This is a genomic window from Streptomyces sp. NPDC029122 (genome assembly GCF_055569445.1).
Window position 1 is genome coordinate 58,334 of record NZ_JBVHWK010000004.1, and the last position, 11,340, is coordinate 69,673.

Consider the following 11,340-nt stretch of genomic DNA (forward strand, 5'->3'; position numbering starts at 1 on the left):
TCAGCCCTCGACGGCGGCCGGGTCCATCCAGACGTACTCCCACACGTGGTGGTCCAGGTCCTCGAAGGCGCGGCCGTACATGAAGCCGAGGTCCATGGCGGGGCGGGGTTCGACGGCGCCGGCCGCGAGGGCGGCGTCGACGACCTCGTCGACCTTCTCGCGGCTGTCGGCGCTGAGCGCGACCATGACCTCGGTGGTCTTGGAGGCGTCGGCCACGGGCTTGGTGGCGAACTCCTTGAACTTCGCCTCGGTCAGCAGCATCGCGAAGATGGTGTCGCTGATCACCAGGGAGGCCGCGGTCTCGTCGCTGAACTGCGGGTTGAAGGAGTAGCCGAGCTTCTCCCAGAAGGCCCTCGCGGCGTCCAGGTCCTTCACCGGCAGGTTGACGAAGATCATCTGAGCCATCTCGGTTCCTCTTCTCTGGTGGGGCGTGTGGCGCGGTGCGCCGTGCCCGGTGTGCTGTCGAAGGGGTGGACCCGGGGCACCGGAAGAACTCATCGCGGTCCGGAGAAGTTTTTTTCGGAATTTCGTTTCCGCAGGTCAGGGCCACCAGCGGCGGTTCCCGGGCGGCCCGGCGGGCAGCGGGTGCCGCACGGGCATTGACCCCGAGCCGGTCGCTCGCGCGTCATGAGGAGTTGGCGCCGCGTCCATGCGGCGCCCTTAGGTTCCTCGACGCATGCGACCCCGCGCCCGACCGGGCGCGGGCCCTCCTCCCCCAGGAGTGACCGTGGAACGTCGTACCTTCCTGCGCGGTGCCGTGATCGGCACCTCCGCCGCCGCCTTCGCCGGCACCCTCAGCCACGGGGCCGCGTACGCCGCCCCCGCCCAGCCGGGCGCCGGGCCCTACGGCGCCCTCGGCGCGGCGGACGCCAACGGGCTGATGCTGCCGTCCGGTTTCAGCAGCCGGATCATCGCCCGCTCCTCCCAGAGGGTGAGCGGCACCTCGTACACCTGGCACAACGCCCCCGACGGCGGGGCGTGTTTCGCGGACGGGACCGGCTGGATCTACGTGTCGAACTCGGAGATCAACCCGGGCGGCGGCGCGAGCGCGGTGAGGTTCAACTCCTCGGGCACGGTCACCGGGGCGTACCGGATCCTCTCGAACACCCGGCAGAACTGCGCGGGCGGCAAGACCCCGTGGAACACCTGGCTGTCGTGCGAGGAGGTCAGCCTCGGCTACGTCTACGAGAGCGACCCGTACGGGGTGAACGCGGCCGTGCAGCGGCCCGCGATGGGCCGCTTCAAGCACGAGGCGGCGGCGGCGGACCCGGTGCGCAAGGTGGTCTACATGACCGAGGACGAGTCGGACGGCTGCTTCTACCGGTTCGTGCCCACCACGTGGGGCAACCTCTCGTCCGGCACGCTCCAGGTCATGGTCGCCGGAAGCGGCACCTCCGGATCCTTCAGCTGGCAGAACGTGCCGGACCCCGACGGCTCCCCGACCACGACCCGCACCCAGGTCTCCGGCGCCAAGCGCTTCACCGGCGGCGAGGGCTGCCACTACGCGAACGACACCGTCTGGTTCACCACCAAGGGCGACAACCGGGTCTGGCAGCTCAACCTCGCGAGCGGCACCTACGAGCTGGCCTACGACGACTCCCTGGTCCCGGGCGGAGCCGCGCCGCTGACCGGCGTCGACAACGTCACGGGGTCGTCCTACGGCGACCTGTACGTCGCCGAGGACGGCGGCAACATGGAGATCTGCGTGATCACCCCGGACGACGTGGTGGCGCCCTTCCTGCGGGTCACCGGCCAGTCCTCCTCGGAGATCACCGGCCCCGCCTTCTCCCCGAACGGCAGCCGGCTGTACTTCAGCAGCCAGCGCGGTACGAGCGGCTCCTCGAGCGGCGGCATCACCTACGAGGTGACGGGGCCGTTCCGCGTCTGACGCCCGGCCCGGGCAGCTCCCGGCCCGGCGGAGGAGGCCACCGCCCCTCCCGCCGGGCCGTGGCGCGTGCGCCCGGCCGGCCGATGCCTCAGGAGACCACCGCGCCGCCCTTGAGCAGGGCCGCGCCCAGCGGGGTCACCGTGTGCAGGACCGCGTTCCCGTGGCGCAGGGTCGTCACCAGACCCGCCTCCCGCATCACGCAGGCGTGCTGGCTCGCGGAGGCCAGGGAGACCCCGGCCCGGCGGGCCAGCTCGCTGGTGGTGGCCCCGTCCCCGATGGCCCGCAGCACCACCGAGCGCGTGTGGCCCACCAGCTTGCCCAGGGTGCGCTGGCGCTGCTCCTCGGCCGGCCGGGCGGCCTCCCCGCCCGCCGCCGCGGAGGCCAGCTGGGCGGCGGCCGGGTAGACCAGCACCGGCGGCAGCTCCGGGTCGTGCAGGGTCACCGCCGTCCGGCGGCAGAAGAAGGACGGCTGGAGCAGCAGCCCGCGCCCGCGCAGCCGTACGTCCCGGTCCACCGGGTACTCGCACTCCAGCACCGGGGCCCGCCAGCGCAGCATCGGCGGCAGCGACGAGAGCAGCTCGTCCGCGCCCCCGTCCAGGAGGGCGCGGCCGCGGGCCGCCCGCTCGGCCTCGATCTGCGCCTGGATGTGGCTCCAGTACGGTTCCACGGCCGCCCGGTGGTACGCGCGCAGCTCGCCCAGCAGCCGGGGCAGGTACTTGGTGCCGCCGTCCATGAACTCCCGCAGCCGGGCCGGCGGCGGGGTCCCGAAGGCCGCCCCGAAGCCCGTCCCGGCGCCGGAGCCCACGAGGGACAGCTCCCGGCGCAGCCGCTCGGGGCGCAGCCCGCGCAGGGCGTCGAGCCCGAGGTCCCACCCGTACTGGCCCTCGGCCGGGGTCAGGAAATCGGGGAAATAGCCGCGAGCCGGTATGAGCGCACCCAGCAGCCTTGTTTCACCATTCAACCGGCTACGGGTTTCCGTACGCCATTCGCCGAAGAACCGGGCGTCACGCCGGTCCCTTAAGCGATGAAAACTAAGAATCGTTTCCCACAACGCATCGGGACGCCCTGCCATCCGTACGCGTGCCAGGTCCACTCCAGTGAAATGGATACGAAGCACCGAACCCCCACCTGTGCAACCGCAATCCCCCCGCCCCACGAGTATGCACGCCGTCACACGTGGTCACCACGCCCTTTCAGCCACAGTTGAAACCCCTTTCGGCGGAGGCGTGACAAGCGAAATCCTGTACTCCGCCAGGCACACTCCGGTGCGACCGAAACGCTCCGTGAAGGCCGTGGGGGGCTTTGCGGGGCCTGGCGGTCGGTCGCACTGGGAAGCGCCGACGTGCCTGGCGGATAGGCGGCAGGCGGTGGACGGGTGGGGATCCGTCCACCGCCTGGCGCCGTAATGACATTGTTGAAAATTTTGCGACACGGACCGTCTCGCGAACCGCCCCGCGAAATGGGTCGCGCCCTCCCCCGGCAGTCAGGGAACCGGGGGAGGGCGCAGTCAGGAGGGGCCGTGCGAGCCCCGGGGCCCCTCAGGGGGCCCGTGAGGCCCCGAGGGGCCCGCAGGGGCTCAGCGGCTGTCGGAGCCCTTCGACTCGGCGGCCGCTCGGCCGGCCTCCAGGCGCGCCACCGGGATCCGGAACGGCGAGCAGGAGACGTAGTCGAGGCCGACCTCGTGGAAGAAGTGCACCGACTCCGGGTCGCCGCCGTGCTCTCCGCAGACGCCGAGCTTGAGGTCGGGGCGGGTGGCCCGGCCCTGCTCGACCGCGTGGCGCACGAGGGCACCGACGCCGTCCTTGTCGATGGTCTCGAAGGGCGAGACCCCGAAGATGCCCTTCTCCAGGTAGGCCGTGAAGAAGCTGGCCTCGACGTCGTCGCGGGAGAAGCCCCACACCGTCTGGGTCAGGTCGTTCGTGCCGAAGGAGAAGAACTGCGCGGCCTCGGCGATCTGGGCGGCGGTCAGCGCGGCGCGCGGCAGCTCGATCATGGTGCCGATCGACAGCTTGAGGCTGGTGCCGGTGGCGGCCTCGACCTCGGCGATGATCGCGTCGGCCTCCTCGCGGACGATCTCCAGCTCCTGGACGGTGCCCACGAGCGGGACCATGATCTCGGCGCGCGGGTCGCCCTTGGCGTTCTTGCGCTCGGCGGCGGCCTCGGCGATCGCCCGGACCTGCATGGCGAACAGGCCGGGGATGACCAGACCGAGGCGGACGCCGCGCAGACCCAGCATCGGGTTCTGCTCGTGCAGCTTGTGCACCGCCTGGAGCAGGCGCAGGTCGTTCTCGTTGGCGTCCTTGCGGGACTCGGCGAGGGCGACGCGCACCGACAGCTCGGTGATGTCGGGCAGGAACTCGTGGAGCGGCGGGTCGAGGAGGCGGACGGTGACGGGCAGGCCGTCCATGGCCTCGAAGAGCTCGACGAAGTCCTTCTTCTGGAGCGGCAGGAGGGCACTGAGTGCCGCCTCGCGCTCGTCGTCGGTGTCCGCGAGGATCAGGCGCTCGACCATCTCGCGGCGCTCGCCGAGGAACATGTGCTCGGTGCGGCACAGGCCGATGCCCTGGGCGCCGAAGCGGCGGGCGCGCAGCGCGTCCTCGGCGTTGTCGGCGTTGGCGCGCACCCGCAGGCGCCGGACGCGGTCCGCGTACGCCATGATCCGGTGCACGGCGGCGACGAGCTCGTCGGCGTCGTCGGCGCCGGCGTGCATGCGGCCTTCGAAGTACTCGACGACCGGGGACGGTACGACGGGTACCTCGCCGAGGTACACCTTGCCGGTGGAGCCGTCGATGGACACGACGTCGCCCTCTTCGATGACCGTCTCGCCGACCGTCATCCGGCGGCGCTTGGTGTCGACGTCGAGGTCCTCGGCGCCGCAGACGCAGGTCTTGCCCATTCCGCGGGCGACGACTGCGGCGTGCGAGGTCTTGCCGCCGCGCGAGGTCAGGATGCCCTCGGAGGCGATCATGCCGTCCAGGTCGTCCGGGTTGGTCTCGCGGCGGATCAGGATGACCTTCTCGCCGGAGCGGGACCACTTGACGGCCGTGTACGAGTCGAAGACGGCCTTGCCGACCGCCGCGCCCGGGGAGGCGGCGATGCCGCGGCCGAGGAGCGCGGTCTTCGCGTTCTCGTCGAAGCGGGGGAACATCAGCTGGGCGAGCTGGGCACCGGTGACGCGCTGGAGGGCCTCGGCCTCGTCGATCAGGCCCTGGTCCACGAGCTGGGTGGCGATGCGGAAGGCCGCGCCCGCGGTGCGCTTGCCGACGCGGGTCTGGAGCATCCACAGCTGGCCGCGCTCGATCGTGAACTCGATGTCGCAGAGGTCCTTGTAGTGGGTCTCCAGCGTCTCCATGATCGTCATGAGCTGGTCGTAGGAGGTCTTGTCGATGGTCTCCAGGTCCGCCAGCGGGACGGTGTTGCGGATGCCCGCCACCACGTCCTCGCCCTGGGCGTTCTGGAGGTAGTCGCCGTAGACGCCCTGGTGGCCGCTGGCCGGGTCGCGGGTGAAGGCGACGCCGGTGCCCGAGTCGGGGCCCAGGTTGCCGAAGACCATGGAACAGACGTTGACGGCGGTGCCCAGGTCGCCGGGGATGCGCTCCTGGCGGCGGTAGAGCTTGGCGCGGTCGGTGTTCCAGGAGTTGAAGACCGCCTCGACGGCGAGGTCGAGCTGCTCGCGGGCGTCCTGCGGGAACTCCCGGCCGGCCTCCTTCGCGACGATCTTCTTGAAGACCTTGACCAGCTTCTTGAGGTCGGCGGCGTCGAGGTCGGTGTCGACGGTGACCTTCTTGGCGGTCTTGGCCTCCTCCAGGGCGTCCTCGAAGAGCTCGCCCTCGACGCCGAGGACGGTCTTGCCGAACATCTGGATGAGGCGGCGGTACGAGTCCCACGCGAAGCGCTCGTTGCCGGCCTGGGTCGCGAGGCCGGTGACGGACTCGTCGGAGAGGCCGATGTTGAGGACGGTGTCCATCATGCCCGGCATGGAGAACTTGGCGCCGGAACGGACGGAGACCAGCAGCGGGTCGTCCGACTGGCCGAGCTTCTTGCCCATCTTCGCCTCGAGGGCGGCGAGGTGCGCGCTGACCTCGTCGCGGAGCTCGGCCGGGGCCGTGCCGCTCTCGAGGTAGACCTTGCAGGCCTCGGTGGTGATGGTGAAGCCGGGAGGGACGGGAAGACCCAGGTTGGTCATCTCGGCGAGGTTGGCCCCCTTGCCGCCGAGAAGGTCCTTGAGGTCCCGGTTGCCCTCGGTGAAGTCGTAGACGAACTTCTGATCTTTGTTTTCCGACACGGGTCTCGACTCCTCGAGGACTCGGGTGGCTGCCCTGACGGCCAGGAACATACCCAGATCGAAGGCTTCCCGGTACGTCCACTTGGCCGTCATGAGGGCGTAACCACCCGTGCGCCAGTGGATCGAAAGTAACCGCTGAGTAATGGAAACGCACGAAGAGCCTTCAGAAGCCGAAGAGTAGAGGGGCCCTTGAGGCCTGATCGCGCTCGGATGAGCGATCATCGATACATTTGCGTTCAACTCTTGAACGCACAAAGGGTGGCACCCAGTGCCACCCTTTGAAAGTCTTACCCGTGACTTATGCGCTCATCTGAGCGAAACCTCTCCCATGCGTGGCGTATATCACGCGGCACGCAGGGCGGTTTCTCAGCCTCCGGACGTGTCCAGCTCGGCGTCCTCGCTCACACCGGCGCAGTCGTAGGGATCCTTCAACCAGCCATCCGGCAGGACAACCCGGTTGTTTCCGGACGTCCTGCCCCGCGGGCCGTCCGCGCCGTCGGGCCACGGCTGGTCCAGGTCGAGCTCGCTCAGATGAGCGTCCAGCTCGGCCAGGGAAGAGGTGACCGCGAGCTTGCCCCGCATCTCGGAACCCACGGCGAAGCCCTTGAGGTACCAGGCGACGTGCTTACGGAAATCGATCACACCGCGCGCCTCGTCGCCGATCCACTCCCCCAGCAGCTGCGCGTGCCGCAGCATCGTCTGCGCGACCTCCCGCAGCGCCGGCTTGTGGAAGTCCTCGGGGCGGCCCTCGAAGGCGGCGACGAGGTCGTTGAACAGCCACGGCCGCCCCAGGCAGCCGCGCCCCACGACCACGCCGTCGCAGCCGGTCTCGCGGACCATGCGCAGAGCGTCCTCCGCGCACCAGATGTCGCCGTTGCCGAGCACCGGGATCTCCGGCACGTGCTCCTTGAGCCGGGCGATCGCCTCCCAGTCGGCGGTGCCGCCGTAGTGCTGGGCCGTGGTGCGGCCGTGCAGGGCGATGGCGGTGACCCCCTCCTCAACGGCGATGCGGCCGGCGTCGAGGTAGGTCAGGTGGTCGTCGTCGATGCCCTTGCGCATCTTCATCGTCACCGGCAGGTCCCCGGCGCCCGCGACGGCCTCGCGCAGGATCGCGCGCAGCAGGTGGCGCTTGTACGGGAGGGCGGAGCCGCCGCCCTTGCGGGTGACCTTGGGGACGGGGCAGCCGAAGTTGAGGTCGATGTGGTCGGCGCGGTCCTCTTCGACGATCATGCGGACGGCCTTGCCGACGGTGACGGGGTCCACCCCGTACAGCTGAATCGAGCGCGGCTTTTCCGTCGCGTCGAAGTGGATCAGCTGCATGGTCTTCTCGTTGCGCTCGACCAGGGCGCGGGTCGTGATCATCTCGCTCACGAAGAGCCCCTTGCCGCCCGAGAACTCGCGGCAGAGCGTACGGAACGGGGCATTGGTGATGCCGGCCATGGGCGCGAGCACCACGGGGGGCTGCACGGTGTGCGGGCCGATCGCGAGGGGCGGGGGGAGCGTGGTCATCCCCCCATTCTCGCGCACGCGGCGTTCGTTAGTTATCCGTACTATCGGCGGTATGCATCACATGAGTGGCGCAGATCACATGAGCCGTCGGCGTCGCCTGCTCGTCCTGGCGATCTGCTGCATGAGCCTGCTGATCGTCAGCCTGGACAACACCGTCCTGAACGTGGCCCTGCCGGCGATGCGGCGCGAGTTCCACGCCTCGGTCTCGGGGATGCAGTGGACCATCGACGCCTACACCCTGGTGATCGCCTCGCTGCTGATACTGGCCGGATCGACCGCGGACCGGATCGGACGCCGCAAGGTCTTCGTCTGGGGGCTGGTCCTCTTCACCGCCGGGTCGGTGCTGTGCTCGCTGGCGCCCGGCCTGGAATGGCTCATCGCCTTCCGGATGCTCCAGGCCGTGGGCGGGGCGATGCTCAACCCGGTCGCCATGTCCATCATCACCAACACCTTCACCGACCCGAAGGAGCGCGTCCGCGCCATCGGCGCCTGGGGCGCGGTCGTCGGCATCTCGATGGCGGCCGGGCCGCTGGTCGGGGGGCTGCTGGTGGACTCGGTGGGCTGGCGGTCCATCTTCTGGGTCAACGTGCCCGTCGGGGTGCTCGCCCTCGTACTGACCCTGCGCCACGTCCCGGAGTCCCGGTCCGAACGGCCGCGGCGGCCGGACCCGGTGGGGCAGCTGCTGGTGATGGCGGTGCTGGGCGGTGTGACGTACGCGATCATCGAGGCTCCCGCGGAAGGCTGGAAATCGCCGCCGATCCTCGGGTGCGCGCTGGGCGCCGCCGCCGCGCTGGCGGGACTGGTGCTCTACGAGTCCCGGCGGGCGGACCCGCTGATCGACCCGAGGTTCTTCCGCAGCGCCCCCTTCAGCGGGGCCACGGTGATCGCGGTGAGCACCTTCGCCTCGCTCTCCGGCTTCCTCTTCCTCACCACCCTCTACCTCCAGGAGGTACGGGGGCTGAGCGCCCTGGACGCCGGGCTGCACATGCTGCCGATGGCCGCCTTCGCCTTCCTGTGCGCGCCGGTGTCCGGCCGGCTGGTCGCCAGCCACGGGCCGCGGCCGTCGCTGCTGATCTCCGGGGTGGCCATGGGGGCGAGCGGGCTGCTGTTCGCGGCGTTCTCGGCGGAGACCTCCACACCGCTGATGTTCACCGGGTACGTGCTCTTCGGCATCGGCTTCGGCCTGGTCAACGCGCCGATCACCAATACGGCGGTGTCCGGGATGCCGCGCGCCCAGGCGGGGGTGGCGGCCGCCGTGGCCTCCACCAGCCGGCAGACGGGCGGGGCGCTGGGGGTGGCCGTGATCGGAGCGGTGCTGGCGGCCGGCACCGCCGGGGGCGCGGACTTCGCCGCGGCGACCCGGCCCGCCTGGTGGATCATCACCGGCTGCGCGTTCCTGGTGCTGCTGGTCGGGGCCGTCACCACCGGCCCGTGGGCCCACGCCACGGCGGTGCGCACGGCTCGGTCCCTCGGGCCGTCCTCCGCCGCCCCCTCGGCTCCCCCGCCGGGACAGGCCCCCGGCCCCGGCCCCCGCATGGACGGCGGACTCCCGCCGGCCCCGGGACCGGCGCCGGCGGGCTGACCTCCCGTTCGACGGCGCGTCCTGGCGCGTTCTCGCGAGCTGTTCCGGTGCGGCCGGGCCCCTGTCGGGGGTCCGGCCGCAAGCGCGTGGCCCGGCCCCGCACCGGGCCTGCCCGGCTCCGTCCCCACGGACCTCACACTGACGGATGACAGATATTGAGATCTGTCATCCGTCATGCCATTCTCGTTCCATGACGACCAACGAGAACGCCACCACCGCCACCGTCCTCGCCCCCGCGAGCCGCCGGCTGGGCACCACCGGCCCCGCCGTCTTCCCCCTGGGGCTGGGCTGCATGGGCATGTCCGCGCTCTACGGCGAGGCCGACCGGGCCGAGTCCCTCGCGACCGTCCACGCCTATCTCGAAGCCGTTCCGGAGGGCATGGGCGCACTGCTCGACACCGGCGACTTCTACGGCATGGGCCATAACGAACTACTGATCAACGAGGCCTTGCGCACGGCCCCGGCCGCGGCCCGCGAGCGGGCGCTGACCAGCGTCAAGTTCGGTGCGTTGCGTACCGTCGAGGGCGGATTCACCGGATACGACGGCCGGCCCGAGGCCGTGAAGAACTTCCTCGCCTACTCGCTCCAACGGCTCGGCCGGGACCACGTCGACATCTACCGGATCGCCCGCGTGGACCCGGCCGTCCCGATCGAGGAGACGGTCGGCGCCATCGCCGAGGCCGTCCAGGCCGGGCACGTACGGCACATCGGCCTCTCCGAGGTCGGCGCGGACACCCTGCGCCGGGCCGCGGCCGTCGCCCCGATATCGGACCTCCAGATCGAGTACTCCCTGATCTCGCGCGGCATCGAGGAGGAGATCCTGGCGACGGCCCGCGAGCTCGGCATCGGCGTCACGGCGTACGGGGTGCTGTCCCGGGGCCTGATCAGCGGGCACTTCACCCGCGACCGGGCACTGGCCCCCGGCGACTTCCGCGGCATGAGCCCCCGCTTCCAGGGCGGCAACCTGCACCGGAACCTCGACCTGGTCGACGCCCTGCGCGAGGTCGCCGAGGAGAAGGGGGTCACGGTCGCCCAGATCGCGATCGCCTGGGTGCTCTCCCGGGGCGAGGACATCGTGCCGCTGGTCGGCGCACGGCACCGGGACCGGCTGGCCGAGGCACTGGGTGCCATACGGGTGGAGCTCACCCCGGCCGACCTCGCCGCCATCGAGGAGGCCGTCCCGGCGGGGGCGGCGGCCGGCGAGCGCTACCCCGCGGCGCAGATGGCCCACCTCGACAGCGAGCACTGAGGCGGCGGTACGGTCGTACCCATGCCCTCCGCTGCGACCGAACCCCTGACCCCCGAGCGCATCCTCGAGACCACCGAGGAGGTGCTGCGCCGCTTCGGCCCCACCAAGGCCACCGTCGTGGACGTCGCACGGGCCCTGGGGGTGAGCCACGGCAGCGTGTACCGGCACTTCCCCTCGAAGGCGGCGCTGCGCGAGGCGGTCACGGACCGCTGGCTCGCCAAGAGCGTGGTCATGCTGGAGAAGATCGCCTCGGCCCCGGACGAGCCGGCGCCCTCCAAGCTGGAGGCCTGGCTGGAGGCACTCTTCGAGGCCAAGCGCCACAAGGCGGGTGACGATCCGGAGCTGTTCGCGACGTACACGGTGCTGCTCGGCGAGAACAGCGGGGTGGTCGACGCGCACCTGGGCGAGCTGATCGACCAGCTGACCCAGATCATCGCCGAGGGGGTCTCGGCCGGCACCCTGGTCGCGCCCGATGTCCCGGCGGCCGCGCGCGCCGTCTTCGACGCCACGGGGCGTTTCCATGATCCGCAGTACGTGGCGGACTGGCTGTCGCCCACGATCCTCACGGAGTTCGAGGCGGTCACCGCGCTGCTCATCCGGGGCCTGCGCCCCTGATCCGGCACAGCCGCCGCGATCGGCCCGGCGCTGCGGACGGTCCGGCCCTCCCCGCGCACCAGGGGCGCGGTGCTCGACGGAGCCCGGCGCCCGGCGCCACACGCACGAAGACCGGTGGCGGGGGGGGGGGGGGGGGGGGGAGGGGAGGGGGGGGGGGGGGGGGGGGGGGGGGGGAAGAGGGGAGGGGGGGGGGGGGGGGAGGGGGGAGGGGG

Annotated in this window: 8 protein-coding genes; 4 read left to right on the plus strand and 4 right to left on the minus strand. The window is 71.2% G+C overall.

Annotated elements, in window-relative coordinates:
• A complete protein-coding gene (locus tag ACZ4WZ_RS06850; RefSeq protein ID WP_388939050.1) occupies positions 1-405 on the minus strand; it encodes a VOC family protein in 405 nt (134 codons plus the stop codon).
• Between the two features lie 322 nt (positions 406-727).
• Between ACZ4WZ_RS06850 and ACZ4WZ_RS06855 the strand changes: the two genes are divergently transcribed.
• Positions 728-1,888, plus strand: coding sequence for an alkaline phosphatase PhoX (locus ACZ4WZ_RS06855; RefSeq protein WP_467886063.1), 1,161 nt, complete (start codon positions 728-730; stop codon positions 1,886-1,888).
• An 88-nt stretch (positions 1,889-1,976) separates the two neighbouring features.
• On the opposite strand, the gene ACZ4WZ_RS06860 is transcribed toward ACZ4WZ_RS06855, so the two are convergent.
• The 3 genes from ACZ4WZ_RS06860 to dusB form a co-directional block, all read right to left on the minus strand.
• Entirely contained in the window at positions 1,977-3,005 is a 1,029-nt protein-coding gene (locus tag ACZ4WZ_RS06860) for an ArsR/SmtB family transcription factor (RefSeq protein ID WP_467886066.1), read from the minus strand.
• Positions 3,006-3,464: 459 nt separating this feature from the next.
• Positions 3,465-6,173: a pyruvate, phosphate dikinase gene (ppdK, locus tag ACZ4WZ_RS06865; RefSeq protein WP_467886069.1), complete on the minus strand. Its 2,709-nt coding sequence runs from the start codon at positions 6,171-6,173 to the stop codon at positions 3,465-3,467.
• A gap of 366 nt (positions 6,174-6,539) precedes the next feature.
• Positions 6,540-7,682: a tRNA dihydrouridine synthase DusB gene (dusB, locus tag ACZ4WZ_RS06870; RefSeq protein ID WP_467886072.1), complete on the minus strand. Its 1,143-nt coding sequence runs from the start codon at positions 7,680-7,682 to the stop codon at positions 6,540-6,542.
• Positions 7,683-7,761: 79 nt separating this feature from the next.
• On the opposite strand from dusB, the gene ACZ4WZ_RS06875 reads away from it, so the two are divergent.
• From ACZ4WZ_RS06875 to ACZ4WZ_RS06885, 3 genes are all read left to right on the plus strand, one after another.
• Positions 7,762-9,264 (plus strand): MFS transporter, encoded by a 1,503-nt coding sequence (locus ACZ4WZ_RS06875; RefSeq protein WP_467886075.1) that lies wholly within the window; start codon positions 7,762-7,764, stop codon positions 9,262-9,264.
• A 190-nt stretch (positions 9,265-9,454) separates the two neighbouring features.
• Positions 9,455-10,513: an aldo/keto reductase gene (locus ACZ4WZ_RS06880; RefSeq protein ID WP_467886078.1), complete on the plus strand. Its 1,059-nt coding sequence runs from the start codon at positions 9,455-9,457 to the stop codon at positions 10,511-10,513.
• 21 nt (positions 10,514-10,534) lie between these two features.
• Positions 10,535-11,128 carry a TetR/AcrR family transcriptional regulator gene (locus tag ACZ4WZ_RS06885; protein WP_467886081.1) on the plus strand — a complete coding sequence of 198 codons (594 nt, stop codon included), beginning with the start codon at positions 10,535-10,537 and terminating at the stop codon, positions 11,126-11,128.
• Positions 11,129-11,340 lie beyond the last annotated feature (212 nt).